This is a genomic window from Ochrobactrum sp. PL_is501, from assembly GCF_055816895.1.
In genome coordinates this window covers 265,861-292,750 of record NZ_JBVPGR010000032.1, presented here as the reverse complement: position 1 = coordinate 292,750, position 26,890 = coordinate 265,861, and the positions used below count along the sequence as shown (strand labels likewise).

Genomic DNA, 26,890 nt, shown 5'->3' with positions numbered 1-26,890 from the left:
CGTTTCACACTTTTTCTGGAAAATGCTCTAGCGCTGAATTTTCACGCCGAGATAGACGCTGTCGGCTTTATATTCGCGGTCGGAAATCCTGCTCGTCAGGAATTCGTGACGCAGGCGCGCATCCAGTCCGACGAAACGATTGATCCAGTAGGTTGCGCCGATCTGCGCGCCGATCGTGTAGTCGGTCCCGGTGCCATCCTTGTTTTGCCGGATATTCGCATCGATCCTGCCGTTGAGGCTGAGGTCGGAACGTATGCGGCGGGTCACGTCAAGGCTTGCGAAATGCAGGAGCGATCCGGCAATGCCCGGCGTGGTCGAGGTATCGACCATTGTTTGTGCGTAGAGGCGCACATCGGTTCCGCGCAGCGGCGACCAGTTGAGCGCCGCATTGATCGACGGGCCGCTGATGTCACCGAGGCGGGAATCATCGCTGTTGGCGCGCATGTAACCGGCGGCGAACTCGCCGTTCAGCTTTTCGCCCATGTCGAGCATCATGCCGCCGCGCAGCGCAAATTGCGATCCGCTGCGCTCATAGCCGTTGCTGTCCACCTTCTCATCGAAGATGCGCTTGCCGAGCTCGACTTCGGTGAAAGGCTTGATCGCCGGTGACAGGCTGAAGCCGCCGCGCAGCGTGATGCTGGCATAGGTGTTGTCGCGGTCCTTCTGGCTGACGGTGCCGCCGGACGACAGTTCGGCGTTGCCATAAACATTGTGCTCGACCCGTCCGGTGGCGCTGCCGAACACCAGCCCCATATCGCGTTTGACGCCGAGGCTTCCATTGAGGGTGTGAACCAGCGGGCGTTGCAGCGCGCCGACCACCCCGTTGGGGCTCGATGCGCTTTCGCGGCGCAGCCGATAGCCGGCACCGGTATTGACAGTCGTCTGGTCGCCGAGGTCGAAGCGAAGCTTGCCCTGGATATCGACTTGCGGTTCTGAGACGTCCTCTCCCGAAATGGACTTCGACCATGTGCCCGATGCATCGAGCGTTGCCTGGTGGCGCGCCCAGTCCGACTGTGCATTGAGCCGCAATGTTGTTTCGTTGAGAACAGCGCTGGAACCGGCTGCGCTGTTGTCACCGTTGGTCGTGGCCCGAATACCCTGCTCAAGCGAAGGCCGCAGGATAAAGGAGCCGGTGCGGATGCCGATCGGCGCAAACGGGTCGGCATCCTGCGTGGAACCGCGCCCCTGTTCAGGCAACTGCCGCAGATTTTCGCGCTGTGCCCGGCCCGTATCTTCGCTTGCCTCGGCATCGACCGAACCGACACGCATATTGTCGGGTTGAAGCGACTGGCGCTCCTGCGGCAGGGGTACAATCGGAGCGGTTTGCGTAGTGGTGCCCCGGTCTGTCGCCACGGTATTTTCAGGCGGGGTGTAACTGTCGTCGGGCGTCTCGCCAGCGCCGTTATCGTATCCCGGCGCAGCAAGACCGCGGTTTGCGAGGGTCTCTGGCGAAGAGGCTGAAAGCACGTCCTCGGCGACGCTTCCGCGCAGATAGGCTTCCTGTGCAAATGCTGAACCATGACAAAGTGCCATCGCCACGCCCGACAAACACAGGCATCGCAGCCTGCGGGCAATGGGCGTCGAACCGCCAGATGGGATCTTGGCAAAAAGCATGTCGTGTTTTCAAACCGTCGCAACGTGGTAGATGAACGGTAAAGGCACATGGTTAATTCTTGGTTGCTGCGGCCAGTATCGTGACGGTGCCGGCCACACAAATGTTTGGACAATCGCCTGCGAAGAAGTTAACCCTTGCCGCCATGGAAAAGCTCGATCAGATCATCCCACCGGCAAACGCTGAAGCGGCCATCGCCTCGGCGTTGCGCACCATAAAGACCGAAAATGCGGGCCTCGCCGCGTTGGAAGACGCGCTGAACAATGGCCTTTCCGGTCCCTTTGTCGAAGCAGTGAAGCGTATCGTCGCCGCGCGCGGGCGCCTTGTGGTTACGGGCGTGGGCAAGAGCGGCCATATCGGTTCCAAGCTTGCCGCCACCTTTGCGTCGACCGGTACATCGGCATTCTTCGTTCATTCGGCGGAAGCCAATCACGGCGATCTCGGCATGATCGGTCGCGACGATGTCATTCTGGCCATCTCGTGGTCGGGTGAAACGGCGGAACTGAAGGGCATTGTCAATTATTCGCAGCGCTTCCGCATTCCGCTGATCGCGATTACCGCAGGTGAGAATTCGGCGCTCGGTCGTGCGGCTGACGTCGTTCTGCTCCTGCCGAAAACGGCAGAGGCCTGCCCGCATGGTCTTGCGCCCACTACTTCGACCATGATGCAGCTTGCCATCGGCGATGCGCTGGCGATTGCACTCCTGGAAGCGCGGGGCTTTACCCCCAGCGACTTCAAGACTTTTCATCCCGGTGGTTCTCTGGGCGCCAGTCTCATCCATATTCGCGACATCATGCATCGCGGCGAACGGCTTCCGCTGGTGGAAACCGGCACATCCATGCCGGACGCGATGAAGGTTCTGGCGCAGAAGAGCTTCGGCTGCGTGGTTGTTGTCGATGACGCTGGCGAATTGGCGGGCATCGTTACGGACGGCGATATTTCGCGCAACCTGAGCCGCAACCTTGCGGCGATGACGGTCGATGAAATCATGACCCGTAAACCTAAGACAGTAGACCAGAACATGCTGGCAACTGCTGCGCTCAATACGATCAATGAAAATCACATCGGCGCGCTGATCGTCGTGGAGGCCGGACGCCCGATCGGGCTCGTGCACTTCCACGATCTGTTACGGATAGGCGCTGCCTGATTTGACAAATCGTTTCGCCGCCCAACCGATAACCGGACAGGGCGGCGACAGGACCGGATTTCAGGGGCGCGCCACCGGGGTCATATCCTCAACCTTCTCGTCGCCCTGAATTGACACTTTTACAATTTCCTTCCCGTCTATGGCCATCTTCATAAGATCAACGGAACGGAGTTGACTGTTGTCGTAGGTGCGGAAGTAGTAGCGCTTGCTCTTCAAGTCGCTGGCTCCCGTCCAAAGCGTATAGTCGGCCTGAATATTGCCGTTTGCATCCTTCTCGCCGTCGCGCGCCGAGCCTTTCGGAATATCAAACTGATTGAGAATCTTGAACGCTTGCAGAACGGCGTCCTGTTCCGTCTTCGGCTGGAATACCGATTGTGAGAACGCGACGGCGCGCACAAAACGCGAGGGAGGCGTGAAATCACCGGGCATGCCAAGCATACCCGAACCTTGCCCGGTCGGGACAATTTCGACCGGACCGAGTTTGACGGGCGGCTTTCCCGTCATGGAAAAATTCACATACTGGCGCAGATTGTTCATGTGAAAATCAAAGCCGGGCGAATTCGTGATCACGCCAAGCGGATTATCATAGACATTCAACCTGCCGCCGACATATTCGACAACGATGCTTTTACCGGAAGCATCGTGCACAATGTAGTGCGCCTCCGGAGCAAAGCCCCATTGGGTGAATACCGAAGACGCCACCACAATCTTTCCGATGTTTTCTTTCACTTCATCGACGGTGGCAAAATTCCCCAGAACGTAAGACACGAATTCCCATTGGGAAATGGTCCGGTCCGAGACATCAGTGGTGTAGGGCATGTAACCTGCGGACGTCGGGAAATAGAACATCCCGGCGCCCAATCCCTTTTCGTTCAGTCCATCAAACAGATCCGGCAAGCCAGCTCCATTCATGCCGACCGAAGCGTATTTGGCAGTCCATTTGAGGCCGCCCTTGCCGTCTGGCGTCGTGCCTGTTCGCGAAAAACCGCGGGGCACCATCATGATCTCGGACTTGATATCGAGGCCAAATTCGAGCGTCCTTGCGTAGACAACGCTGCCATCGGCTGCGATGAGCCTGATGCCGGTGCATGCCTCGGCAGTTTGAACCACATTACCCAGCATCAAGGCGCAAACCGCAGCGATGGAGGTGAACTTTCTAAAGGCTCGTCTTTGCATCATTTGTATAGACCCCTTTTGATATGCGAAATTTACCGTATTGGGAGAACCACCGATCATTGCGCCGCACCGCACAGGTAGCCTGCCGTTGTTCGCATTGTTTGCGTTTGGCCAAATGAAGACTGCTTCAGCACGGTTATGTGTTGCTTTTTGTTTATTCCAAAAAAACAACCGGGCGTATCGAAATTACGGGGGATTTTTGCTTGGCGTCCCATTTTATTCTTCTGTCCGTCCCAGGAAGTGGTGTAATATTCCCATACGTGCAAAAGTAAATATGGACTATCTATACTTGCATGATGAATGCGAACGAGCAGAAGGCTTTTCTTGTGCCGAAGAGGCATGAGGGACCGACTGATGTTACGGTTGGCTATCGGTGTCATGATATGGCGGTTGGGGCCGCGTGATGGCAGGGGTGATGAATAACGAAACTTTTATTTCGACCGCTATGGTAGAGACGGTCGCGCGCAGCGACTTCTGGCGAGAGGCGACCCGACCATTCTTCGACACCTCGCCCGTGGCTCAGAAAAGCCAAGAACCGCTGGAAGGGACAATAAGCTCTCGCCTGTTCGGTTCCATGGTGATCGGATCGGCATCGTTCAACAGTCAGAGATACAATCGCGATCACCGCACCATCGTGCACAGCGGTCTGGAATATTATCTCATTCAGCTCTTTACCTCGGGAAAAATGAATGGCGATTTCAACGGTTTCAGCGTGCAGGCCGACGTAGGAGATATCTGCTTTCTCGATCTCACAAAGGTCTTCAAGAGCGAGGTCGATGCAGGCTCCAGGCTTTCGCTTGCAGTCTCCCGGCGTGATCTTGAAAAGGCGGTCGGGCCGCGCAGCCTCCATGGGGTTGTTTTGCGGGGGGACAAGCCGATGACCCGGTTGATCGCAACCTGTCTCAAGGGGATATTGTCTCTCGAACGCTCCCTTTCGCCGGAGGAGGTTCAAGCATCGGAGGAAGCGATAATCGCCCTGTTGGCCGGGGCCCTGAAAGGGCACGCATTTGAGTCCATGGAAGATTACCCTTCCATGCCTGTTGCGCTTCGTCAGCGAGTTTTGGCCTTCATCGATCAGAATATTGGCGCGCCAGATCTGTCGCCTGAACTCATCCAGCAAAAGTTGAGGGTTTCGCGTTCTCATCTTTATCGAGCATTTGCCGAGGATGGTGGTGTAGCGAAAATCATTCGCGACCGGCGGCTGGATGAAGCATTCAGGGAATTGACCAAACCCTCGAAGCGGCCCCGCCCGGTCAGCCAGATTGCGTTTAGCTTGGGATTTTCAAGCGGGAACCAGCTGTTGCGCGGCTTCCGGGCGCGTTTTGACATGACGCCGAAAGAAGCCCGGCACGAACGGGAACGTCTCCAGTTCGAGAGCGAAGTGCCGAATAACCTCCACGGTTATTTTACGGAGATGCTTAACCGCACCGTCAAACCGTAGTGCGTTTCGACTGGCAGATGCATGCCGGTCCCGTCTTATTCAGCGACTTCAATTTCCAGCGTAACCGGATCGAAAGCGACAACGCGGACTTCCGTTCCCGTGGACAAATCAGGTCCTTTTACGCGCCACACCGTATCGTTGATGCGGATGCGCCCGCGGCCATTGATGATAGGTTCGGTCAATGTGGCGCGCTGGCCGACCAGTTGCTCGCCGCGACGGTTGAGAAGCGGTTCGTCGGCATCGCTGCTGCGTGAGCCGAAGAAGCGCCGTCCCGCCAGCACGAAAATGACCGCCAGAACCAGAAACACGACGGTCTGAAACTGCCAGCCAAATTCCGTTGTGGAAGACAGGAGAAAGGCGAGAGCGCCGGTTACAAGCGCTGCAAGCCCGAACCAGATGAAGAAAAAGCCGGGCGCCAGAAGTTCCAGAATAAGCAGGACCAGCCCGAAAACGAGCCAGTTCCAGATGCCGAGACCGGACAGAAACTCGATAATCATGGCGCCCTCTCCCTTTATTCCAACGCATTATCCCGCGCAAAACCGCTTAGCGCTTTTGCTGGAAATGCTCTAACGCCCCGCAGGCGGAACGCTGCGCGGGCGGGAAGAAGCAGGTGGCTGCGGCGCCGGGTCTACCGGCTTGTTGCCATCGCCAAAGACTTCCCTGGCAATTGCGCCAATCCCGCCGAGCGAACCGATGAGAGAGCTTGCCTCAAGCGGCATCAGCACAACTTTCTGGTTCTTGGCGCTGGCGATATTGCTCAAGGCTTCAGTGTACTTTTGCGCCACAAAGTAATTGAGCGCCTGCACATTGCCGTTGGCGACAGCTTCGGAGACCATGGTCGTGGCTTTCGCTTCTGCTTCGGCAAGGCGTTCGCGTGCTTCCGCCTCGCGCTTGGCCGCTTCCAGCTTGCCCTCTGCTTCCAGAATCTGTGACTGCTTCTGGCCCTCGGCGCGCAGAATCTGCGCGTTGCGGTCGCCTTCCGCTTCCAGAACCTGCGCGCGCTTGTCGCGCTCGGCCTTCATCTGCCGCGCCATTGAAGTCACGATGTCTTCCGGCGGGTTGATATCCTTGATTTCCACGCGTGTCATCTTGAGGCCCCAGGGATGGGCGGCCTCGTCGACGACCCGCAGCAGACGATCATTAATCGCATCGCGGTTGGAAAGAAGCTCATCCAGATCCATCGACCCCATGACAGTACGAATGTTCGTCATGGTCAGATTGAGGATTGCATATTGGAGGTTTGCGACCTGATAGGCCGCCTGTGCAGCATTGAGAACCTGATAGAAAGCCACGCCGTCCACGCCGACAATGGCATTGTCGCGGGTGATGACTTCCTGCGTCGGGACATCAAGCACCTGCTCCATCATATTGAGGCGAGCGCCGATACGGTCGAAAAACGGCACGATCAGATTGAGGCCGGGATTGAGGGTGCGCGTATAGCGGCCGAACCGCTCGACCGTGTAATTATACCCCTGCGGGACGGTCTTTATGCCGGCAAACAGTGTCGCCAGAACCAGTGCGGCCAGAATGAGCAACGTGATATCGAAACCGGTCATTGTTTTTCCTTAAGGCAATAGGCAGTAGGGCAAAAGGCAGCAGGCAAATTCTAGCACAGATCAGAACATACTGCCTTACTGCCCTATTGCCTTGCCCCCTTCAATCTAAACCCAACCCTGCAATTCGCGACGCACCAGCGTCTCGATGACCTTCATGCCATCTTCGCTGTCATTGAGACAGGGAATATGGCTGAAATTCTCGCCACCATTTTCGAGAAATGCTTCTGCGGCCTCATTGCCGATCTCATCCACCGTTTCCAGGCAGTCGGCCACGAATCCCGGATTGAGAACAGCCATCGACTTGACCCCGTGCCTGGCCAGTTCCTCGACCGTTTCGTCCGTATAGGGCTGGAGCCATTCTTCCGGCCCGAAACGCGACTGGAACGTGGAACGAAACTGGCTGTCATCCAGACCCAGCCTCGCCTGCAGCAAGCGTGATGTTTCAAGGCATTGCTGGCGGTAAGGGTCGCCCTTGTCGGAATAGCTTTTTGGGATGCCATGATAGGAAGCCAGAATCACTTCCGGCTTGAAGGAAAGCGTTTCCAGATGTTTCTCGATGGAACGAGCCAGCGCCTCGATGTACACCTGCTCCGCTTCATAGGATGGTACGATGCGCACTGCCGGCTGGAAACGCTTCTTCATAAGCGCTTCGAAGAACTTGTCGTTCACCGTCGCGGTGGTCGTTGCCGAATATTGCGGGTAAAGCGGGAACATGACAATCCGCTCGCAACCCTGTTCCAGAAGACGGTCAGTGACGCTTTCAATGGACGGTTGGCCATAACGCATCGCCCAGTCCACCACCACATTGGGATATTCAGCGAGCGCCTTGGCAAGTTTCTCTCCTTGCGCGCGGGTATAGGTGCGCAATGGAGATTCGTTTTTCTCGCGATTCCAGATGCGATCGTAAAGCCTGCCGGAGCGTTTCGGGCGGGTACTCAGAACGATGCCGTAAAGGATCGGATACCAGATCAGGCGCGGCCATTCGATGACGCGGCGATCCGAGAGAAACTCGGCCAGATAGCGGCGCATCGGGCCATAACTCGTGCCATCCGGCGTGCCGAGATTGACAAGCAGAACACCGACTTTCGGCAGTTTTCCCTGCGCCTCCGGTCTGGTTGTCTGGTTGGTCTTCTCCTGCACTTTGTCCATCTCACTCATCTTCCGACTCCTGTTCAGCCGGAAAACTAGAGAAAAAAAGACAAATTACAATCCTGACAATTGCCGCTGGCGCAATTCTATCGGCGCGGGTGTTTCCCACGCCGTAAATAGTCGAGATTCAGACGAAAAATCCGGTGCTTAACCCGCCGCGCGACGCGTCAGTGAGAAGCGCGAGCCCGACGACGACGTGCAGTTGAGCTGCGACTGCGAAACCAGGGCGCAGTTCACCTTCGACGAGGTGCCGCGCACGATGGAGCGCATGTCGATTTCAACAAGCTGCGGCGACTGGTAACGATAGTTGCCTTCTGCAAGCTTTTCGTTCGTGTCGGTGGCGCGGGTTTCGAAAACGCCGCCATTGAAGGACGAAACGATGCCATTGGGATCGACCCAGCTGCCTTCGATGCCAGCCGGCGCCCGGGAGACGACCGGAACATTGCCGCCGACCGGCCCAGTCGTTTCGCACGCCGCCAACGCCAGCGACATGACTGCAAGAGGGGCAATGATGCGGAAGCGTTTCATATCCATGCTCTCCATTGAGCATTCCGAGCCAGAACCGTAGCTTAGCTGGCGTCTGAAATGCGTAACCAGATATTTAGAGCGGTATCAACGATTCCGTGCTGATGGGAACCGCTCGGGATGATTAGTTTGATGTATGGAAACTTGCACGAAAACAAGTCCTCATTGCGAGGAATAAGTGTCAGGACTGTCGATTTGTTAGCAATGATGCAAGATCGCCGCGCAGGATAAAGGATGCGCCTGGCCTTTCTACTTCTCTGTCACGACATGAACAGGAGCATGGCGGATATCGCCAGCACGACAGTTACGATGACCGCCGACGCGGAAAGGATGCGGTGGAGACAGCGATTGACCGCAATATTGCTCCTGAACAAGCCCTTGGACCCAAGGGATTTCACTATCTGGTAGAGAACGAGATAGACGACAATCGCCACAAGTCCGATTGTCCATCCAAGCTCCACCAACCTGTCGGGGTGACCCGGCACGCCGAGAATCCAGGGTAAAACGAGCAGGCCGCAGACCAGAGCCATCAGATCGGGAAACCGGCTTGCAATCAGCCTCATCATGGTGCGGGCAGAGCGGTGCAGACGCATATTCCTTATGGAATGGCCCGGCCGAAACCGGGCCGGTTTTATCAACGCACCAGAATATTGCGGAACTGCCATGGGTCCTTGGTGTCGAGGTCTTCCTTGAACAGGTGGCCACGACCTTCCAGCGGCGTCCAGTCGGTATAATAACCGTTCACGGGTCCCAGATACTGCATCTGGACTTCAAGGCAGCGGCGGTAATCCATTTCATCGGTCTCGACGATGCCGCTTCGCGGATTTTCCAATGCCCAGACCATGCCTGCCAGAACAGCCGAAGAGACTTGCAGGCCGGTTGCGTTCTGATAGGGCGCGAGCTTGCGCGCTTCCTCGACGCTCAATTGCGAGCCATACCAATAGGCGTTCTTGTCGTGGCCATAGAGCAGAACGCCAAGCTCATCGCTGCCATCCAGAATTTCATGCTCTTCCAGAACGTGCTGCACCGGCTGCGCTTTGCCGCCCGCACCGAACATTTCGTCAAGCGCCAGAATGGCGTCATTGCTCGGGTGATAGGCATAGTGGCAGGTCAGGCGGAAGTCGAGCTTGCCCTTCTTGTCGCGTAGCGTGAAAAAGTCGGCAATGGAGATCGCTTCATTGTGCGTGACAAGCAGGCCGTATTGCGCGCCGAGCGTCGGGCACCAGGTACGGATGCGGGTATTGCCGCCGGGCTGTTCAAGGAAAATCGCGGCCTTGTTGCCCTTTTTCTGCTTGCGGGCGTTCTTGGGCATCCATTTCTCATGGCTTCCCCAGCCAAGTTCCGCCGGTTGCAGGCCCTCGGCGATGAAGCCCTCGACGGACCATGTATTCCAGAAAGTGTTGAAAGGCTTCGGCTCCTTGGCGCGCTGGGTATCGCGTTCCGCGATGTGGATGCCCTTGACGCCGGCCTTCTTCATCAGTTTCGCCCAGCCGTGACGGTCATCCGCCGCCGGTTCGGTGAAATCGAGCTTCAATTCGGTCGCAAGGTCGACCAGCGCTTTCTTGACGAACCACGAGACCATGCCGGGATTTGCGCCGCAGCAAGAAACAGCAGTCGTGCCGCCGGGGTTCTTGCGCTTTTCAGCGCGCACAGTTTCGCGCAGCGCATAATTGGTGCGCGAGGCATTGTCGGCTTTTTCATCGAAATAGAAGCCGAGCCAGGGCTCCACTACCGTATCGATATAAAGTGCGCCATGTTCCCGGGCGTAACGCATCAGGTCGAGCGATCCGGTGTCGACCGAAAGATTGACGACGAAGGGCTGGCCCTCCGTTCCTTTCAGGAGAGGGCCGAGAACCTTCTTGTAATTGTCCTTGGTGATCGCTTCCTTGATGAAGCGAATGCCCTTGTCATCGAGAATCTTGCGATTGGCTTCGCTCGGATCGATCACGACCATGCGTGATTGGTCGAATTTGAAATGACGTTCAATCAGCGGCAGGGTACCGCGCCCGATCGACCCAAAGCCGATCATGATGACGGGGCCGGTTATCTCGCCATAGACTTGCCATTTCGCTTTCGCCATTTTCTTCCTCTCAGATGCCGCAGAATTGCGGTCAGGTTATCACCCGCTTTAGCTGATGCCCGGAAAAGATAACACAACTTCATTGAAAGAAAGAAACGTCACAAGGTCATGACATCGATACATGTTTAACGCGTTTTAGCTTTTTAAGCCTCGACCAGCTGTGCGCGGATCATGCCGCGCAGCGAATTGCCGACGAGAATGTTGCGCGCATTCTTGAGCGTATCCATGGTCACGATACCCTCTTCCACCACGCTGTTATTGAGCAATTCACGGCGCAGCACGCCGTCAAGCAGACCGCATGACAGGGCCGGCGTCATGCAGGCCGCGCCGCCGACATCGAGAAATATCGACGTGATGGTTCCTTCACAGACTTCTCCGCGATCATTGAGCAGAATGACTTCGTTGACCTCTGCCGGGGAGTATTCCTCCCGTGCCGCGAGATAGGCCTGCCGCCTTGTCGTCTTGTGGCGCAGCAGGGGATCGTTGTGGTTGAGACGCGTGCGCGCAATCGCGATCCGCCACACTGTCTGGCACGACAGCGGTTCATATGGGGTGCTGGAGATCGTCGCAACACCGTCCGGTGCAAGCGTCAGCCGCAGTTTCAGGGCCTGTTCGCCGGTCCCGATTTCTGCAATCTTTTGCCGGACGGCGTCCATATTGCAGGAAAACCCCAGTTCACGGGCAGATTTCTCAAGGCGCGCCATGTGCAGATCGAAGCGCAAAACGCCGGAGAGCGGTTCCCAGCGCATGGTTTCAATCAGTTGGTAATCCGGCTCTATCATGACGACCTCCGCTCCATCTGACTGGATGGAGCCGCGAACCGTGCTTTCAGAAGACATTCCTCATACTCCGCCTGCGCCGTGGAATCGAAGACCACACCGCCCCCGACATTGAAGATCGCACGATTTTCATCCAGAAGCGAGATCGTACGGATGGCAACATTGAAACGCATGCGTCCGCTGGGCTCGATCCAGCCGAGCGAGCCGCAATAGATGTCGCGCGGCCCGGTCTCCAGTTCACGCAGAATTTCCATGGCGCTGATCTTCGGCGCGCCGGTGATCGAGCCGCACGGGAAAAGGGCGGCAAAAAGCGACCGCAGCGATAAATTTTCTTTCAGCCTGGCCCGCACCCGGCTGATCATCTGATGGACGGTGGGATAGGTTTCGACGCGAAAGAGTTCCGGCACGTCGAGCGAGCCGACTTCGCTGACCAGCGAAATATCGTTCCGCAAGAGATCGACGATCATACGGTTTTCAGCCTGATTCTTCGGATCGTTCAGCAGAAACTGGCGGTTACGTTCGTCTTCTTCCGGCGTTGCGCCGCGCGGCATAGTGCCTTTCATCGGATGCGTTTCGATCCACCCGTCGCCATCGACCTCGAAGAAAAGTTCCGGCGATCGCGACAGGATGATCGGCCCGGCCAGATCGCAATAGGTCGCGTAGCGAACCGGCTGACGCTTCGCAAGCATGTTGAACAGGACCAGCGGGTCGCCGTCCCATTCCGCGTGGATCGGAAAGGTAAGATTGCCCTGATAGCAATCGCCCTCACGCAAATGCCGGTGCAAGCGCTCGAAACGGGGCGCGTAGTCTTCGAACGACCATTGCGCGACCGGATTGCGCAAAAAGGTGGCATTGTCTTCGCTGCGACCGTGCATTCGCTCATCGGACGGGCCATCGAATACGCCGAAGCAGAGAAGCGGCGCATGCCGCCCGCCGGGAAGAAGCGGTTTGAGCTTGGGTTCGAGAAGATAGCCAGCTTCATAGGAAAGATAGCCCGCAAGCCACTTTCCGGCCTCGTGCGCCGCTTGCATCGCCTCCCATGCGGGTTCGAATTCATCCGGCGTGTCGGCGCGAATGATCGTTGAGGGAGCCGCGAAAAGTACATCGCGGCCCGCCTTGTCGTCCCGAAAGAAAATAAGCGGTTTGCTACCCGGCTGGGTCACAGGTTTGCTCAGTCTTCCATGGCTTCGAGTTCATCGATAATGCCTTCGATCACCGACAGCCCCTTGCCCCAGAAATCCGGATCGGTTGCATCAAGGCCGAATGGCGCAAGCAATTCCTTGTGGTGCTTGGTGCCGCCAGCCTTCAGCATGTCGAAATATTTCTGCTGGAAGCTCTTTTCCGAGTTCTGGTAAACCGCATAAAGCGAGTTCACCAGACAGTCGCCAAACGCATAGGCATAGACATAGAATGGCGAGTGGATGAAATGCGGGATATAGGTCCAGAAGGTCTCGTAACCCGGATTGAGATTGACGGCATCGCCAAGGCTCTCGCGCTGCACATCCATCCAGATTTCGCCGATGCGTTCCGCGGTCAATTCGCCTTCACGGCGCTCAGTGTGGACACGGCGCTCAAACTGGTAAAAGGCGATCTGGCGCACGACCGTATTGATCATGTCCTCGGCCTTCTGCGCCAGCATGGCCTTGCGCTCACGCTTGTCCTGCGTTGCGGCCAGAAGCGAGCGGAAAGTCAGCATTTCGCCGAACACGGATGCGGTTTCAGCGAGCGTCAGCGGGGTTGAAGCCATCAGCGCGCCCTGACTGCCCGCCAGAACCTGATGCACGCCATGACCCAGCTCATGCGCCAGCGTCATCACATCGCGCGGCTTGCCCATATAGTTGAGCAGCACATAAGGGTGCGCCGACGGCACGGTCGGGTGCGCGAACGCGCCCGGCGCCTTGCCGGGACGCACGGCTGCGTCGATCCAGTTCTTGTCGAAAAAATTCTTGGCGATTTCGGCCATTTCCGGCGCGAAACTGCCATAGGCGGACAGCACGGTTTCGCGTGCCTTGTCCCATGGGATCAGCGCTTGTGGCGTTTCCGGCAGCGGGGCGTTGCGATCCCAGTTTTCGAGCTTTTCAAGCCCGAGCCATTTGGCTTTCAGCTTGTAATAGCGGTGCGAAAGGCGCGGATAGGCATCTTCCACCGCCTTGGCCAGCGCATCCACCACATCCCGCTCGACGCGGTTGGCAAGGTGGCGGCTGTCGGCGATGTCCTGAAAACCGCGCCAGCGGTCAGAAATTTCCTTGTCCTTGGCAAGCGTGTTGGTGATCAGCGTGAAGGTGCGCAGATTGGCCGCGAAGGTCTTTGCCAGCGCTTCAGACGCTTTTTGGCGCACCGCACCATCGGCATCCTGCAGCATGTTGAGCGTCGGCTCGATGCTCAGTTCCTTGCCGTCGATTTCAAAGCGAAGACCGGACATGGTTTCATCGAACAGCCGGTTCCAGGCACTATAGCCGGTGATCGACTTTTCGTGGAAAAGCTGCTCCAGCTTGTCATCGAGCTGGTATGGCTTGTCCAGGCGCAGATCGGTCAGCCATGGTCGGTAATGGCCGATGGCTGCATTGTTGTTCATCGCCTTTTCCAGAACGGCATCGTCGATGCGGTTCAGTTCGAGGCCGAAGAAAATGAGATGCGTGCTGGCGTCGGTCAGCTTTTGCTGCGTGTCGCCGAAAAGCTTCATGCGCTTCGGGTCGGTCGTGTCGCCGTAGTAGTAGAGGCCAGCGAAAGAGCCGATACGGCCCATGAGCTCGTCAAGCGCCTCAAATTCCTTGATTGCATCGGCAAAATTGCCGCCATTGGCCTTGGCCGCTTCGTCGCCGAGTTTGCCCTTCCAGCGTTCCTCAAAAGCTGCCGCGTCCTTTATCGCCTTTTCAATATCGCCTTTCAGCTCCGCACTATCGGCGGATGGATAAAGATCGGCCAGATTCCATTCCGGCAGACTGCCGAGACCAGCCTCGGCTACAGCCGCATCGTTGGCAGGCGCATGCAAAGCTTTGTTGAAGGAAACGGATTCTGAAAAGCGGGTCATGAACATTCTCCAAGAGCATTTCCATAAAAAGTGCGAAGCGGTTTTTCGTCGGATAATGCGTACAAACAAAGAGATAGAGCGGCTCCACGATCCAGCGCTAACCGCAGCCGCTCTGTCCCGCTCCTTCTCGCACGTCTTGTCATGATCGCCAAGAGGTGGGAAAAGGCCTTCGATCATTTGTGAATGACTTGTCCGCCTAGGCTGATGAATAACCAGATTGGCGAATAAGCGGATGGTTGAAGCAGAAAGCGAAGTCAGGATACAAATTTTGTGAAATGGGACACTGAGGCACATTTTCGTACCTTGCATTCGTTGAAGGCTTGGCACCAAATAACGCGCCTAGAATATGAGACATTTAAACTGTTTAAGTATTTCGGGCGCGGGAACTCCATAGGTAATGATAACTGTTAATGGCCACGCGCATACTCATAGCGGATGACGATCCGATCCATCGACGCAATCTGGAAGCGATAGTCATGCGCATGGGCTATCGGACCATCCTGGCGGATGGCGGGGCCAGCGCACTCAGCTTCGTCAGCCAGCGCAAGGACATTGTCCTCATGCTGCTCGATCTATCCATGCCGGATATGGATGGCCTGACCGTTCTGCGGCGCATGCGCGAAGCTGGAAACAGCGTTCCGGTGATCGTTCTCGTCCAGAACGATGATCTCCAGCCGGTTCTCCAGGCTATGAAAATGGGGGCGATCGATTTTGTGACCAAGCCGGTCGCCTTCGAGCGCGTGCAGGTTTCCGTTTCCAATGTGCTGAAGATCGATGCGCTGACACAGGAAATCCGCCGCGCCCGCTCCTCACTGAAGGCCCATCTGACACTTTCCGATATGGCGATCAAAAGCCCGGAAATGGAACGGGTCGCCATTCTGGCGCGCCGGGCTTCGGCGCTGGACGCGCCGCTTTTGATCGAAGGAGAGCCCGGAAGCGGCAAAGAGACGCTGGCGCGCGCCATTTGCAGCGGCAGCGTCCGCTGGCGCGGCCCTTTCGTGACGGTCGACTGTCGCACCCTGACGGTGGACAATGCTGACGAAGTTTTTTTCGGAGTTTCAACCGCAAGGCGCGACCGTCGCGATGGCGATCCCCTTCGCAGCCTCGGAAAGCTCGCGGAAGCCGATGGCGGCACGCTATTCCTCGATGAAGTGGGCGCGCTGCCGCGCCACACGCAGATAAAGCTTTTTGCCGCAATGCAATCCGGTCAGTTCGAAACCAGCGGCGGGGGCGAGCGCGTTCTTTCGAATGCCCGCATCATGGCTTCGAACAGCCGCCCGCTGGCCGATCTGGTCCATATGGGGCGCTTTCACGCCGGGCTTTACCATTTGCTCGGGTCCTTTGCCGTAGCCATGCCGCCCCTGCGCAATCGTCTGGAAGATATTGCGATCCTGCTGCACCAGTTCATGATGCGTTATGTCAGTGAAGAGCGGATGGGGCACATCACCGGCATCACAACTCACGCATTGGAAAAGTTGAAGGCTTATCATTGGCCCGGCAATGTGCGGGAACTGAAAAATGCGGTTTATCGGGCCGTGCTTCTCTGCGAGACTGGCGAACTGACGGCGGCCGATTTCGCCCAGATCGGGGCGGGAACGGAATCTGCAAGGGCCGCGCAGCAATCCAGTCGATTCAGCCTCGTCGATCATGATCCGGGCCTGAGCGGCACGGCGGGCATGTTCAGCGGGATCGACGCGGAAGGCGAGGTGCGCACGCTTGCCGCTGCCGAGGAGGAAATGATCCGGTTCGCGATCGCTCATTATGACGGCCAGATCAGCGAAGTCGCCCGGCGTCTGGGCATTGGAAGAACCACGCTTTACCGGAAGCTGAAGGAATATGGCATCGATGTGGCGTCGATTTCCGGCAAGGGAATGGGTGCCGAGCAAGAGGCTGATATCAGCCCTTTCAACCGCGCGGCCGGATGATCCTGCCGCGCGTAACATATTGAATTTCAGTTATTTATAACAGATTTGCTGTCGCCTTTCGCAGGTACTGTTGCGAATTAAAGACTGTTAATAATTTTTTAACCATGGCGAAAATAGATGCACGTGTGTGGCTTTTTTGCCATGGTGTTTCCTCATTTGTTGTTCACTAAGCGTCCGTTAACCATTAAATCCGACAATCGGAAGCTCGAGTGGAACTGAAACGCAGGCTTTTTGCGACACCGCAAAGAAAGTTCCGAAAGACGCTCGGAGAATGCCTCTGGGGGCGGAAAACGGTAAGGCGATACGATTCGATGAACAGCATATCGACCATTAAAGCGCGCTTTGCGAAGGCTTGGACTGGAATGAAGGACAACATCAAAATGTCTGTATCCATTCCGTCTGCCCTTGCCGCTGCTGCGGTTCTCATGGCGCTGTCTCCTTCGCAGGCTTCGGCTGAAACCCGTTCCCTCAAGCTTTACTACGTCCATACCGGCGAAAAAGCGGAAATAGTCTTCAAGAGAAACGGGCGCTTCGATGCGCAGGGCTTGAAGAAGCTGAACGTTTTCCTGCGCGACTGGCGCCGCAATGAGCCGACCAAGATGGACCCGCGCCTGTTCGATCTGGTCTGGCAGGTGTACCGCTCCTCCGGGTCGAGCCAGTATATCACCGTCGTTTCTGCCTATCGTTCGCCAGCCACCAACGCGATGCTGCGTTCGCGTTCAGCCAATACCGGCGTTGCCAAGAAGAGCCAGCATATGCTTGGCCGCGCGATGGACTTTTACATTCCCGGCGTTCCACTGGCGAAGCTGCGCGGCATCGGCATGCGCTATCAGATTGGCGGCGTCGGCTATTATCCGCGTTCCGGTTCGCCATTCGTCCATATGGACGTCGGCAATGTTCGCTCCTGGCCGCGCATGAGCCGTCGCGAGCTGCTCGCATTGTTCCCGGACGGCAAAACCGCTCACCTGCCCGCCGATGGCAAGCCATTGCCTGGCTATGAGCAGGCATTGGCCATGATTGAAAAGCGCAAGGCTGGCGGTGGCGAGGTCATGGTGGCCAGCAATTCCTCACCGCGCCGCAGCAAGAGCCTGTTCGGCGCGCTGTTTGGCGGCGGCGCCGATGAAGAAGAAGAAAGCGGCGGTGAAATAAGCGCTCCACCGGCGACGGCGCGTCCGGCGCGCGCAGCGCCCGCACGTCAGGCTCCGGCAGCCGTTCCGGAAGAGCCGGTCCAGCAGTCGCGTGAAACCATGGTTGCCGCTCTGCCTGCCCGCGAGGCCCCGGTGCCGATGCAGGCGCCACGTCCGGAAACCGGGCTCGATGCACAGGCACAGGCCGCTGCCGAAGTTCCGGTCGCCGCGCTCAACGTGCCGATCCCGGCCCGCAAGCCGGCATTGGCGCCGCAGGATGCCGTTGCGCTCGCTGCAGCCGAGCCTGCTGCCGTGGATGGGAACATGGCACAGGTTGCCGATGCAGGCACGCCTTCGCCACTGATGAACGGTTTTGTGCCGATCCCATCGGCTCGCCCGCAGCTTGAGGCCGATAATATGCAGCTTGCCGCAGCCGTGATCCCGTCGGCGCGTCCGGTGCGTCCGGGTGAAAATCCCGCAGCAAGCGGTCAGGACGCGATTGCCGCGCTGGTCAACAGCCAGCAGAACGAACCCGCACAGGTCGCCGATGCTGGCAATGTGGCCGTACCGCAGCCGGGTGAAACGGCAGCTTTCCCGCTGCCGAAGGAAGCGCCGCGTGGCAATACGCAGCTTGCCCTGCTTTCCAGGAAGGATGAGATCGGCGAACTGATCGCTCCGCCTTCCGACGATTATTATGACAGCAAGCCTGTTGTCGACGCAGCGACGAAGCAGGCACCGGCAGCAGTGCAGACCGCTTCGGTGGCCCGCCCCGCGCCAACCAGGGGCACGGCGTCTGCTGCCCACAAACAGGTCGCCGCGATTGGCAAGGCCTCTGAAACTGGCGTTCGCGCCACGGCGAAGGGCGCGCGCCGGGTAGCCAAGGCTCAGTCCAAGCCGCGTGCGGTTGTCCAGCCGGCAGCGATGCCGACTTCGGAAGTCGCCATGTCGACGGAATCCGTGTCGAGCGCCGTACCGGTTACCAATCCGGTACTCCGCAACGACGCACTGCGCTCAGCACCGGCGATGGTCTACACGGCAGGTTTCCAGCGCGGCAATCTGCCGAGCGAACGCGCCAACCAGTTCAGCGGAAGTGCTGTTACCTTCCTGACGGTGGCGAAGTTTACCGAAACCAATTGATCGCCGCACAAGCGAGAACGAACCAAAAAGGGGCCCTCGAAGGCCCCTTTTGCATTCCTGTCTGGTCCTGCTCAGCTTTTGAGAGCGGCTGCTTCGCTCGCAAGCTTCGTGATCGCATCCCAGTTGCCAGCCTCGACGAGTTCCTTTGGTGCAACCCAGGAACCGCCAACGCAGACAACGTTGGGCAATGACAGGTAATTTTTTGCATTGGCAAGGCTGATGCCGCCTGTCGGGCAGAAGACGGTTCCCGCGAGCGGCGAGGACAATGCCTTCAGGAACGATGCGCCGCCAGCCTGTTCTGCCGGGAAGAATTTCAGATGGGTGTAGCCTTCTTCGCGCAGCGCCAGCATCTCGCTCGGCGTGATGGCAGCGGGCAGAAGCGGCACGTCGCTATCATTGGCGGCTGCAACGATATATTTCGTTGCGCCGGGGCTGACGATGAAGCGTGAACCCGCCTTCGCCGCATCCTCATACTGTTTGGCATTGAGGATCGTTCCGGCACCGACGATTGCTTCCGGCACTTCATCCGCAACGGCACGAATGGCATCGAGCGCCGCAGCCGTGCGCAAGGTGATCTCGATAGCGGGCAATCCACCCTTGGCAAGCGCGCGCGCCAGCGGAACAGCATGTTCCACCTTGTCGATCAGCAGAACCGGGATGACCGGCTGGCCTGTCATGATGGGGACGAGAAGGTCGGTTTTCTGAGACATCGGCTTGCTCGGCTGTTGAGCGCATCTCGTTGGTGGAATGCGCGGATTCAGGACAAATGGTGGAGCACCCGATATATCGGCTAAAGGATGTTCCATCCATATAAATCGATTTAAGTTCCCTTCTGCGGTTTGTCCACTATTGAAGGGAATTGTATTCACGCGGCTCTTTTAAAATTATCGAGCTGCTTTTGCCAGCGCTGATAGGCTTCGGCCATGCGTTTGTCATATTCGTTCCGGGCAAAGGCCGGACCGTTGTAGCGACGCGCGAATTCGCGCCAGTTGCAATCCTTCAGCACTTCAAGAAGCTCCGCCTTTTGGATGAAGCGCAGCATCAGCCGCGCTTGCCCGGCAACTGATCCGCGTGCTTCCGCGACGAGATCCTCGACCGTTGGATAACCAAGCCATTGCCAATGGGCACCCATGACCTGACCCAGCCCCCAGGATGTGGACTCAAATGCTGCCTTCTTGTTCAAGCCCATGGCGCGCTCAAGCAGAAGCCAGCGTTCGCCTTGCGATTTCGGATTGCGTATCTTTCCCGCAACCGGGGCTGACAAGCCGTTGCTCCTTGCATAGTCGCGCAGGGGTCCGGAAAGCCTGCGGTCGAAATAATGTCCCTCGAACCGGATTGCCGGTTCCTTGCCGCCATTGACGTTGTAAAGTGCGCGACCGCCGCTCTCCACTTCCGCAATCGCCAGCAAAGCCGCTGCATCAATCTCCGCCTCTTTTGCCATTGTCGTCAGGGCTGCAATGGTTTGGCTGTCGAACATTTATTGCTCCTCGAAAGTTGATCTCCGAGACCGATTTTGAGGCGACTTCGCCGCATGAGGATAAAGTTGACTTGAATTCGCCGTTTGCGGGGATTAGTTGCGAGGTGAATTTTCAAAGAAGACAGAACCGATGAGCAATTTGCCTTTCACCGTTGCCGCCCTTTATTGCTTTGCGCCGCTGCCGCAATATGAAAGCCTGCGCGTGCCGCTGGCACAGCTTTGCTGCGCCAATGGCATCAAGGGAACGCTGCTTCTGGCGGCGGAAGGCATCAACGGGACAGTCGCGGGCACCGCACAGGCGATTGAAAAGCTTGTTCAGCACATCACGGCCATTCCCGGTCTGGCAGAGCCGGAACTCAAATATTCTCATGCGAGCGAAATGCCGTTCCATCGCATGAAGGTTCGGTTGAAGCGCGAGATCGTCACCATGGGCGTCGAGGGTATCGATCCGCTGAAGAGCGTTGGCACCTATGTCGCGCCGCAGGACTGGAATGCGCTCATCGCCGATGAAAACACGGTCGTTGTCGATACGCGCAACGATTATGAATATGCCATCGGGACGTTCGAAGGGGCGATCGATCCGCAGACCAAGACATTCCGGGAGTTTCCCGAATGGGTCGAGCAGAATCGCGACAGGCTGGAAGGCAAGAAGATCGCCATGTTCTGCACGGGCGGCATTCGCTGCGAAAAGGCGACGGCCTTCGTCAAGGGGCTTGGCTTCGAGGATGTCTTCCATCTCAAGGGTGGAATCCTGAAATATCTTGAGGACGTTCCGCGTGAAGAAAGCATGTGGAATGGCGAGTGCTTTGTGTTCGATGAGCGCGTGGCCGTTGGCCACGGCCTTGCTGAGAGCGATGTCGAACTTTGCCGCGCCTGCCGCCGCCCGATTTCGCCGGAAGACAAGCTTTCGCAGTTTTTCGAGGAAGGCGTTTCCTGCGCTGGCTGCTATGACGAGCGCACGCCGGAAGATCGCGCCCGTTATGCGGAGCGCCAGAAGCAGGTGAAGCTTGCCGAGAAGCGCGGGGCGCACAAGCATATCGGAAGCTGATGCCGCACGCCCCTCATAGCACTACAGTTGCAAATTCGTCAGGCCGTGGCGAAAAGAGTGATTTTCGAGTACCGGAGCGCAGCGTACTTAAAGGTACGTGAGCACCGGAACGCAGACAAATTGCTCTTTGCAGCCCGGCATCACGAAGAATGCAACTGTAGTGCTAGGGCTGGTCAAACGGATTTTACCGCATTAAGGTGGCGCTGCGGAACGATCTGAATTCGTTGCGCAATTTTGGGCGGCTTTTGCATGGACGCCCGTGCATCAAGGGTTTGACGGCATCCGGGTCGCGTTTGCCTCCATCACACCCATCATCGCAAGTCAGGGCATGGAAGAAATCTCCATGCTCGAACAGAAACAGCGCCGGTTTTCCGGCGGATGATGGTTTGCCTGCTGTTGCAGGCGATATGGAGGATATTCATGAAGAAACTGATCGCCGCATTTCTCATCACCGTTGCTGCGGGCGCCGCCTCGGTCGCTCATGCTGCCGAGAAGGTGACTGTTTTCGCCGCCGCCAGCATGAAGGACGTCATCGAGGAAGCCGCCCGGCAGATGAAGGCCAGGGACGGCACGGAAGTGGTTGCGTCGTTTGCGTCTTCGTCGGTTCTGGCCAAGCAGATTGAGCAAGGCGCTCCGGCGCAGATTTTCATTTCCGCTGATCTCGACTGGATGGATTATGTCGAAAAGGCCGATGCCATCGACAAGGCTTCGCGCAAGGTGATCGCGGGCAATGCGCTGGTGATCGCAACGCAGAAGGACACACCGAAGGGCGAGGCGAAACAGCTTTTAAGCGCAGGTCGTTTCGCCATGGGTGACCCGTCGAATGTCCCGGCCGGCAAATACGGCAAGGCAGCGCTGGAAAAGCTCGATATCTGGAAGGATGTCGAAAAGAACGCGGTTTTCAGCGAGAATGTGCGCGTTGCGCTGCAATATGTCAGCCGCGGCGAAGTCAAGGCGGCCATCGTCTACGCCTCGGACCGTGCCGCCGCGCCGGAACTCGTCGAAGCCTATCGGTTCCCGGCTGACAGCCATGCACCGATCCTCTACCCTGCGGCGCTTGTAGCGAAAAACGAAACCGATGCCGCCAAGGCTTTCCTTGCTTTCCTTGAAAGCGATGCCGGTCAGGCGATCATCAGGGACAAGGGCTTCGTCGGCGCTGCGGAGGCCGCAGAATAAATGATGGAAGGCAATGTCTGGCAGATCGTGTCTCTGTCGCTCCGGGTTGCCGGAATAGCCATCATTGTCGCTCTGCCAGTTGCCTTTGTCGTGGCGTGGGTTCTTGCCCGGTTCAATTTTCCGGGCAAGTCGCTGGCGCAGGCCGTTGTCACCATGCCGCTGGTCTTGCCGCCGGTGGTGACGGGCTATCTGCTTTTGATCCTGTTCGGGGCGCGGGGCGCGCTCGGTGCATCCTTGCAGGAATGGTTCGGCCTTTCGTTTTCCTTTCGCTGGACGGGTGCCGCGCTTGCCGCTGGCGTGATGGCGTTTCCGCTGCTCGTCCGCCCGATCAGGCTTTCGATTGAAGGGCTGGATCGCGGGCTTGAGGAAGCGGCGCGCACGTTGGGCGCCAGCCGGTTCATCGCCTTTTTCACCGTCATTCTGCCGCCGCTTCTGCCCGGCGTGCTGGCGGGCGCGGTGCTTGGCTTTGCCAAGGCGCTGGGCGAGTTCGGCGCCACAATCACCTTCGTGTCCAACATTCCGGGCGAAACGCAGACCCTTTCGCTCGCCATTTATGCCCTGATGCAGACCCCATCCGGCGACGCGGAAGCGTTTCGGCTCATTGCCATATCCGCCGCCATTTCAGTGGTTGCCGTGGTGCTTTCCGAATGGTTGCAGCGCAGGCTCGCAGGGGCAACCAAATGAGCGCGCTTGTTGTTTCCATCAAGGGCCGCAACGGCAGGTTCCCTGTCGAGGCAGATTTCGCCGCCGATTGGGGCGTGACCGCCTTGTTCGGCCATTCCGGTGCGGGCAAGACGACGCTGCTGAAAATGATTGCCGGAACGCTCCGCCCGCAAAGCGGGCGCATCGCTGTCGGTGACTTCACGCTGTTCGATGCCGAAAAAGGCATAGATCTGCCGCCGGAAAAGCGCCGCATCGGCTATGTGTTTCAGGAAGCGCGGCTTTTCCCGCATATGAGCGTGAAGCGCAACCTGACCTATGCCCGCTGGGCCGGACACAGGCAGGCAACGCGCAGCTTCGACGAGGTGGTGGCGTTGCTCGGCATCGGCCATCTTCTCGACAGGCGGCCATCGACGCTTTCGGGCGGGGAGCGCCAGCGTGTCGCCATCGGCCGCGCGCTTCTGTCCGATCCGGCGCTCTTGCTGCTCGATGAGCCGCTTTCCTCGCTCGACCATGCGCGGCGGCAGGAAATACTGCCCTTTATCGAGCGTCTTCGCGATGAAAGCCACGTGCCGATTGTCTATGTGAGCCATGAGATCGACGAAGTGGCGCGGTTAGCCGACCAGATCGTGCTGCTGTCTGCTGGCCGGGTAGCGGCAAGCGGTGCGGCGGCAGATGTCTTTCCGCTGATCGATGCGGAAGGCGAAGGCGGCGGCGTGCTTCTGGAAGGGACGGTTTCGTTCTACGACGAGCGCTACAAGCTGGCGGAGATCGACCTGGGCGGCGCATCGTTCCAGCTCAGTGATGCAGGGCTGAAACAGGATATGCATGTGCGGCTGCGCGTGCGCGCCCGCGATGTTTCGATTGCCCGCAAGGCGCCGGAAGCGATCAGTATCCGCAATGTGCTGCCGGTGACTGTCACGGCCATTGCGATGGATGACGGCCCCAACGCCTATGTCGCGCTCGACTTCCGGGGGCGCCATCTGGTTGCGCGGCTGACGCGGCGTTCGGTGGACGAATTGGCGTTGCGCGCCGGTGACGCAGTGGTGGCGCTGGTGAAGGCCGTTTCAGTCGACCGTGCGGCCATTCGGGAAAAATGACACGGAAACAATAATCCGGTTTTCGTCCCGCTTCTTTTATGCTCCTGTCCGGTCGAATGGGAGAATTGGCATGACTGATTTGCAGAACTGGACGCCGCGTCCAAAGCCGGAACGCAAAGTGCTTGAAGGCCGCTATGCGCGGCTGGAGCCGCTGAACCCCGAGAAGCATGGCGATGAACTGTTTGCCGCTTCCTCGGTGGAGGATGCAGACCGGCGCTTCACCTGGCTGTTCGAGTTTCCCCCTGCGACCCGTGCAGAATTCGAGCCGTGGCTGGAAAAGGCATCCAAAAGCGACGATCCGCTGTTTTTTGCGGTCATCGACAAGGCGAGCGGCAAGGTCGCCGGGCGGCAGGCGCTGATGCGCATAGACCCTGTCCATGGCGTCATCGAGATCGGCAGCGTCTATTGGGGCCCGCAGATTTCGCGCAAACCCGCTGCCACGGAAGCGCAGTTCCTCTTCATGCACTATATTTTCGATGAGCTTGGCTACCGCCGCTACGAATGGAAATGCCACAACGAAAACGGGCCTTCCAAGCGCGCCGCCGAGCGTTTCGGGTTTCAGTTCGAGGGGATTTTCCGCCAGCATATGGTGGCCAAGGGCAAGAACCGTGATACGGCGTGGTTTTCCATCCTCGACAGCGAATGGCCCGTCTTGAGACAAGCCTATCAGGCGTGGCTTGCGCCGGAAAACTTTGATAGTGACGGCCTGCAGAAGAAGAAACTGGAGGAGTTTCGTGACCGTGGTTGAGCGCAAGAAGAGCAATCCGGCAATTGCCGCCGCCGTCATCCTGATCGGCTTCGGGGTGCTTGCCTATTTCGTGCCCAGCATCATGCTGGCGCTCGGCGAGCGCTCGCAAATCGCGGCAATCATCTTCCCGATTGTCTTCGTTTTGGGCTTCTTCGCAATTTTCTGGCTGCGCTCGAAGCGGCAGAAGCGGGATTAACCCACCAGCGAAGCGCTCAACAGCAGTGCGCCCGTCAGCGCGATGAACAGGGCGGCGGCCACCTCGATTGCCGCCTTCAGCCGGCCCGACATGGCTTTGCTGCGCGCAAAGCGCAGGGCCGTGTTCTTGGCGGTGACGGCCAGCGTGGCAAGAACAGCCACCGTGATGAACGTGCCGAAGGCCATCGCGAAGACCGAAAGCAGGCCGCCAACCATCAAGCCGTTCAACAGCGCAAATGTCAGCACGATCAGCGCGCCCGAGCACGGGCGCAGGCCAACCGACAAGATCGCCGACCAGGCCGTCTTCCAGTTGAAATCGTCGCCGAGCGTCGAAGGATCGGCAATATGGGCATTGCCGCATGCCGCGCACACATCACCTTCGCCGATGAAGACGTGGTCCGATGCAGCAGCGGTTGCGGGCTTGTAATTCAGCCTGACCGCGCTGCCGGTCGCGGCCGCGCGTGTGGCTTGCGAAATCGTGCCCTGCCATGCCGGGCCGGAAGCGATTGCCGGTTCGGCTGCGGCGGCGAAAAGCGATGAAGCAGGGCCTGCGTCATCGCGCTTCCTGAAAAGCAGCGGCAGCTTGCGTGCCAGAAGCCAAAGGCCGAAAAACAGCACAAGCGCAAAACTGGCGATCTCCATGTAGCGCGCTGTCTGGTTCATCGAAATGCCGGTGCCACGCAGCAGGAACCATGCGAGGCCGACGACGGCAATCGCCATGATCGCCTGCAAAAGAGATGAAATGAACGACAGGAAGATACCGCGCCGCAGCGCCGTTTCATTGGCGATCATGTAGGACGAGATCACCGCCTTGCCATGGCCCGGCCCCGCCGCATGAAAAATACCGTAAACGAAGGAGAGCCCGACCAGAACCGAGGCCTGCCATGGGTCCTCGCGAATGGCTTTCAAGGCATTGGTCATGGCGAGATAGAAAGAGCGCTGCTGCTCGTTCATCCAGAGGATGATATGCGCGAAAGGCCCGGTCGGCTTCATCGCCACCTCATTCGCGCCGATACCGAGCGAGGACTGCGCATAGGCTTGCGCAACGATCATCGTCAGGCAAAGGGCCAGAACGAAGGCTGCCGGTTTTCTCATCAGCCAGTCTTTCCTTTCGGTTCACAGTCTATCTCAAGACGGGTTGCAAAGATTTTCGACATGTTCGTGCCCGCCGGATCGTTGAAGAATGCATCGGTCAGTGTCGCCTGGTTCTGGGCGAGCGCCTCGTCTGGATCGGGACGGACGACCTTGGACGTGCAGCCTGCGGGCAAGCCCTTCACGATCAGGTCGCTGTCATTCATGTAATCGATGGCGGTATAGAAGGTCGGGTCATAGACGCCGAAGCTGACCTTGTGCCCCGCTGCGAGCTTCAGCGGCTTTTCAGGCTTGCTGGTGAAAATGATGAGCAGGCGATTGTCGGTGAAGTCGGCGGCCAGATCGGTCGGCCTTGCCATTTTCACATCCTTGCCGTTGTCCAGAACAGTCTGGAAATATTTGAATTCGGCAATCGAACCGTTGATGACGTGGCCGAGGTCGATCAACTCGTTTTTGTCGAGCTGCAAGTCGCCATTCTTGTCGAACTCCATCAGCACGGTTGAGGAGAATACGTCATCGAAGCGCCAGACATGCGCCAGTTTCTCGACGGTACCGTCGGGCGCGATGGAGAGTTCCAGCCGCGCTTCGGCAAAAACATGCGGGTGGGCGAGCGCAGCCGTCGGCAGAACGGCCAGCAACACAGTTGCGGCAGCCCGAACGAACCTGATTTTGAGCCAAGACGACGAAACCGGCATAAAACTTCCCGTTA

General features: G+C 58.1%; 25 protein-coding genes. 10 read left to right on the top strand and 15 right to left on the bottom strand.

Annotated elements, in window-relative coordinates:
- Positions 1-27 precede the first annotated feature (27 nt).
- Positions 28-1,614 carry an outer membrane beta-barrel protein gene (locus tag AC0TOF_RS08320; protein WP_473767865.1) on the bottom strand — a complete coding sequence of 529 codons (1,587 nt, stop codon included), beginning with the start codon at positions 1,612-1,614 and terminating at the stop codon, positions 28-30.
- Between the two features lie 143 nt (positions 1,615-1,757).
- On the opposite strand from AC0TOF_RS08320, the gene AC0TOF_RS08315 reads away from it, so the two are divergent.
- Entirely contained in the window at positions 1,758-2,759 is a 1,002-nt protein-coding gene (locus tag AC0TOF_RS08315; protein ID WP_122001008.1) for a KpsF/GutQ family sugar-phosphate isomerase, read from the top strand.
- A 60-nt stretch (positions 2,760-2,819) separates the two neighbouring features.
- On the opposite strand, the gene AC0TOF_RS08310 is transcribed toward AC0TOF_RS08315, so the two are convergent.
- On the bottom strand, positions 2,820-3,938 hold the full coding sequence (locus AC0TOF_RS08310; protein WP_473767864.1) for a linear amide C-N hydrolase: 1,119 nt from the start codon (positions 3,936-3,938) through the stop codon (positions 2,820-2,822).
- 400 nt (positions 3,939-4,338) lie between these two features.
- Here AC0TOF_RS08310 and AC0TOF_RS08305 point away from each other — a divergent pair, with 400 nt between their 5' ends.
- On the top strand, positions 4,339-5,376 hold the full coding sequence (locus AC0TOF_RS08305; RefSeq protein WP_473767863.1) for a helix-turn-helix domain-containing protein: 1,038 nt from the start codon (positions 4,339-4,341) through the stop codon (positions 5,374-5,376).
- Between the two features lie 35 nt (positions 5,377-5,411).
- Here AC0TOF_RS08305 and AC0TOF_RS08300 read toward each other — a convergent pair whose 3' ends face one another.
- The 9 genes from AC0TOF_RS08300 to AC0TOF_RS08260 all read right to left on the bottom strand — a co-directional run bounded on the left by AC0TOF_RS08300 (position 5,412) and on the right by AC0TOF_RS08260 (position 14,496).
- Positions 5,412-5,873: an NfeD family protein gene (locus AC0TOF_RS08300; RefSeq protein WP_473767862.1), complete on the bottom strand. Its 462-nt coding sequence runs from the start codon at positions 5,871-5,873 to the stop codon at positions 5,412-5,414.
- Between the two features lie 69 nt (positions 5,874-5,942).
- Positions 5,943-6,932, bottom strand: coding sequence for an SPFH domain-containing protein (locus tag AC0TOF_RS08295; RefSeq protein ID WP_473767861.1), 990 nt, complete (start codon positions 6,930-6,932; stop codon positions 5,943-5,945).
- A 105-nt stretch (positions 6,933-7,037) separates the two neighbouring features.
- A complete protein-coding gene (gene hemH / locus AC0TOF_RS08290) occupies positions 7,038-8,090 on the bottom strand; it encodes a ferrochelatase (protein ID WP_473767860.1) in 1,053 nt (350 codons plus the stop codon).
- Positions 8,091-8,228: 138 nt separating this feature from the next.
- Positions 8,229-8,609 carry an outer membrane lipoprotein Omp10 gene (gene omp10 / locus AC0TOF_RS08285; protein WP_122001007.1) on the bottom strand — a complete coding sequence of 127 codons (381 nt, stop codon included), beginning with the start codon at positions 8,607-8,609 and terminating at the stop codon, positions 8,229-8,231.
- Between the two features lie 257 nt (positions 8,610-8,866).
- Positions 8,867-9,199 carry a hypothetical protein gene (locus AC0TOF_RS08280; protein WP_473767859.1) on the bottom strand — a complete coding sequence of 111 codons (333 nt, stop codon included), beginning with the start codon at positions 9,197-9,199 and terminating at the stop codon, positions 8,867-8,869.
- Positions 9,200-9,240: 41 nt separating this feature from the next.
- Entirely contained in the window at positions 9,241-10,686 is a 1,446-nt protein-coding gene (locus AC0TOF_RS08275; RefSeq protein WP_122000964.1) for a homospermidine synthase, read from the bottom strand.
- A gap of 143 nt (positions 10,687-10,829) precedes the next feature.
- Positions 10,830-11,525 carry an aminotransferase class IV family protein gene (locus AC0TOF_RS08270; RefSeq protein WP_473767858.1) on the bottom strand — a complete coding sequence of 232 codons (696 nt, stop codon included), beginning with the start codon at positions 11,523-11,525 and terminating at the stop codon, positions 10,830-10,832.
- Entirely contained in the window at positions 11,465-12,628 is a 1,164-nt protein-coding gene (locus AC0TOF_RS08265; protein WP_473767857.1) for an aminodeoxychorismate synthase component I, read from the bottom strand. Before AC0TOF_RS08265 ends, AC0TOF_RS08270 begins: the two co-directional genes overlap by 61 nt.
- Before the next feature lie 8 nt (positions 12,629-12,636).
- Positions 12,637-14,496: a M3 family oligoendopeptidase gene (locus AC0TOF_RS08260; protein WP_473767856.1), complete on the bottom strand. Its 1,860-nt coding sequence runs from the start codon at positions 14,494-14,496 to the stop codon at positions 12,637-12,639.
- A gap of 410 nt (positions 14,497-14,906) precedes the next feature.
- Between AC0TOF_RS08260 and AC0TOF_RS08255 the strand changes: the two genes are divergently transcribed.
- Together AC0TOF_RS08255 and AC0TOF_RS08250 are read left to right on the top strand one after the other, a co-directional pair.
- Positions 14,907-16,421: a sigma-54-dependent transcriptional regulator gene (locus AC0TOF_RS08255; RefSeq protein WP_473767855.1), complete on the top strand. Its 1,515-nt coding sequence runs from the start codon at positions 14,907-14,909 to the stop codon at positions 16,419-16,421.
- A 311-nt stretch (positions 16,422-16,732) separates the two neighbouring features.
- Positions 16,733-18,685: a peptidoglycan L,D-endopeptidase MepK gene (locus AC0TOF_RS08250; protein ID WP_473767854.1), complete on the top strand. Its 1,953-nt coding sequence runs from the start codon at positions 16,733-16,735 to the stop codon at positions 18,683-18,685.
- 71 nt (positions 18,686-18,756) lie between these two features.
- Here the strand turns inward: AC0TOF_RS08250 and AC0TOF_RS08245 are convergent, their stop codons facing one another.
- Together AC0TOF_RS08245 and AC0TOF_RS08240 are read right to left on the bottom strand one after the other, a co-directional pair.
- The gene (locus tag AC0TOF_RS08245) at positions 18,757-19,395 is read right to left on the bottom strand and encodes a 2-dehydro-3-deoxy-phosphogluconate aldolase (RefSeq protein ID WP_473767853.1); all 639 of its coding nucleotides are present in this window, start codon (positions 19,393-19,395) and stop codon (positions 18,757-18,759) included.
- Positions 19,396-19,550: 155 nt separating this feature from the next.
- Positions 19,551-20,162, bottom strand: a complete 612-nt coding sequence (locus tag AC0TOF_RS08240; protein WP_473767852.1) for an N-acetylmuramidase family protein — start codon at positions 20,160-20,162, stop codon at positions 19,551-19,553.
- Positions 20,163-20,292: 130 nt separating this feature from the next.
- Here AC0TOF_RS08240 and trhO point away from each other — a divergent pair, with 130 nt between their 5' ends.
- The 6 genes from trhO to AC0TOF_RS08210 all read left to right on the top strand — a co-directional run bounded on the left by trhO (position 20,293) and on the right by AC0TOF_RS08210 (position 25,090).
- Positions 20,293-21,210, top strand: a complete 918-nt coding sequence (gene trhO / locus AC0TOF_RS08235; protein WP_473767851.1) for an oxygen-dependent tRNA uridine(34) hydroxylase TrhO — start codon at positions 20,293-20,295, stop codon at positions 21,208-21,210.
- Positions 21,211-21,630: 420 nt separating this feature from the next.
- A complete protein-coding gene (gene modA / locus AC0TOF_RS08230) occupies positions 21,631-22,386 on the top strand; it encodes a molybdate ABC transporter substrate-binding protein (RefSeq protein ID WP_473767850.1) in 756 nt (251 codons plus the stop codon).
- Positions 22,387-23,070: a molybdate ABC transporter permease subunit gene (gene modB / locus AC0TOF_RS08225; RefSeq protein ID WP_473767849.1), complete on the top strand. Its 684-nt coding sequence runs from the start codon at positions 22,387-22,389 to the stop codon at positions 23,068-23,070.
- Positions 23,067-24,146, top strand: coding sequence for a molybdenum ABC transporter ATP-binding protein (gene modC / locus AC0TOF_RS08220; RefSeq protein WP_473767848.1), 1,080 nt, complete (start codon positions 23,067-23,069; stop codon positions 24,144-24,146). Before modB ends, modC begins: the two co-directional genes overlap by 4 nt.
- Before the next feature lie 70 nt (positions 24,147-24,216).
- Positions 24,217-24,894: a GNAT family N-acetyltransferase gene (locus AC0TOF_RS08215; RefSeq protein ID WP_473767847.1), complete on the top strand. Its 678-nt coding sequence runs from the start codon at positions 24,217-24,219 to the stop codon at positions 24,892-24,894.
- Complete coding sequence (locus tag AC0TOF_RS08210) at positions 24,881-25,090, top strand: hypothetical protein (RefSeq protein WP_122000953.1); 210 nt, start codon at positions 24,881-24,883, stop codon at positions 25,088-25,090. Before AC0TOF_RS08215 ends, AC0TOF_RS08210 begins: the two co-directional genes overlap by 14 nt.
- Here the strand turns inward: AC0TOF_RS08210 and AC0TOF_RS08205 are convergent.
- Together AC0TOF_RS08205 and AC0TOF_RS08200 are read right to left on the bottom strand one after the other, a co-directional pair.
- Positions 25,087-26,184 (bottom strand): nickel/cobalt transporter, encoded by a 1,098-nt coding sequence (locus tag AC0TOF_RS08205; protein ID WP_473767846.1) that lies wholly within the window; start codon positions 26,182-26,184, stop codon positions 25,087-25,089. The two genes, AC0TOF_RS08210 and AC0TOF_RS08205, sit on opposite strands and share 4 nt — an antisense overlap.
- Positions 26,184-26,876 carry a DUF1007 family protein gene (locus AC0TOF_RS08200; RefSeq protein ID WP_473767845.1) on the bottom strand — a complete coding sequence of 231 codons (693 nt, stop codon included), beginning with the start codon at positions 26,874-26,876 and terminating at the stop codon, positions 26,184-26,186. The genes AC0TOF_RS08205 and AC0TOF_RS08200 overlap by 1 nt, the downstream gene beginning before the upstream one ends.
- Positions 26,877-26,890 lie beyond the last annotated feature (14 nt).

Coding starts and splice junctions, on each gene's coding strand:
- AC0TOF_RS08320 (WP_473767865.1), bottom strand. CDS start 1,614: ATGCTTTTTGCCAAGATCCCATCTGGCGGTTCGACGCCCATTGCCCGC.
- AC0TOF_RS08315 (WP_122001008.1), top strand. CDS start 1,758: ATGGAAAAGCTCGATCAGATCATCCCACCGGCAAACGCTGAAGCGGCC.
- AC0TOF_RS08310 (WP_473767864.1), bottom strand. CDS start 3,938: ATGATGCAAAGACGAGCCTTTAGAAAGTTCACCTCCATCGCTGCGGTT.
- AC0TOF_RS08305 (WP_473767863.1), top strand. CDS start 4,339: ATGGCAGGGGTGATGAATAACGAAACTTTTATTTCGACCGCTATGGTA.
- AC0TOF_RS08300 (WP_473767862.1), bottom strand. CDS start 5,873: ATGATTATCGAGTTTCTGTCCGGTCTCGGCATCTGGAACTGGCTCGTT.
- AC0TOF_RS08295 (WP_473767861.1), bottom strand. CDS start 6,932: ATGACCGGTTTCGATATCACGTTGCTCATTCTGGCCGCACTGGTTCTG.
- hemH (WP_473767860.1), bottom strand. CDS start 8,090: ATGAGTGAGATGGACAAAGTGCAGGAGAAGACCAACCAGACAACCAGA.
- omp10 (WP_122001007.1), bottom strand. CDS start 8,609: ATGAAACGCTTCCGCATCATTGCCCCTCTTGCAGTCATGTCGCTGGCG.
- AC0TOF_RS08280 (WP_473767859.1), bottom strand. CDS start 9,199: ATGCGTCTGCACCGCTCTGCCCGCACCATGATGAGGCTGATTGCAAGC.
- AC0TOF_RS08275 (WP_122000964.1), bottom strand. CDS start 10,686: ATGGCGAAAGCGAAATGGCAAGTCTATGGCGAGATAACCGGCCCCGTC.
- AC0TOF_RS08270 (WP_473767858.1), bottom strand. CDS start 11,525: ATGTCTTCTGAAAGCACGGTTCGCGGCTCCATCCAGTCAGATGGAGCG.
- AC0TOF_RS08260 (WP_473767856.1), bottom strand. CDS start 14,496: ATGACCCGCTTTTCAGAATCCGTTTCCTTCAACAAAGCTTTGCATGCG.
- AC0TOF_RS08255 (WP_473767855.1), top strand. CDS start 14,907: ATGGCCACGCGCATACTCATAGCGGATGACGATCCGATCCATCGACGC.
- AC0TOF_RS08250 (WP_473767854.1), top strand. CDS start 16,733: ATGAACAGCATATCGACCATTAAAGCGCGCTTTGCGAAGGCTTGGACT.
- AC0TOF_RS08245 (WP_473767853.1), bottom strand. CDS start 19,395: ATGTCTCAGAAAACCGACCTTCTCGTCCCCATCATGACAGGCCAGCCG.
- AC0TOF_RS08240 (WP_473767852.1), bottom strand. CDS start 20,162: ATGTTCGACAGCCAAACCATTGCAGCCCTGACGACAATGGCAAAAGAG.
- trhO (WP_473767851.1), top strand. CDS start 20,293: ATGAGCAATTTGCCTTTCACCGTTGCCGCCCTTTATTGCTTTGCGCCG.
- modA (WP_473767850.1), top strand. CDS start 21,631: ATGAAGAAACTGATCGCCGCATTTCTCATCACCGTTGCTGCGGGCGCC.
- modB (WP_473767849.1), top strand. CDS start 22,387: ATGATGGAAGGCAATGTCTGGCAGATCGTGTCTCTGTCGCTCCGGGTT.
- modC (WP_473767848.1), top strand. CDS start 23,067: ATGAGCGCGCTTGTTGTTTCCATCAAGGGCCGCAACGGCAGGTTCCCT.
- AC0TOF_RS08215 (WP_473767847.1), top strand. CDS start 24,217: ATGACTGATTTGCAGAACTGGACGCCGCGTCCAAAGCCGGAACGCAAA.
- AC0TOF_RS08205 (WP_473767846.1), bottom strand. CDS start 26,184: ATGAGAAAACCGGCAGCCTTCGTTCTGGCCCTTTGCCTGACGATGATC.
- AC0TOF_RS08200 (WP_473767845.1), bottom strand. CDS start 26,876: ATGCCGGTTTCGTCGTCTTGGCTCAAAATCAGGTTCGTTCGGGCTGCC.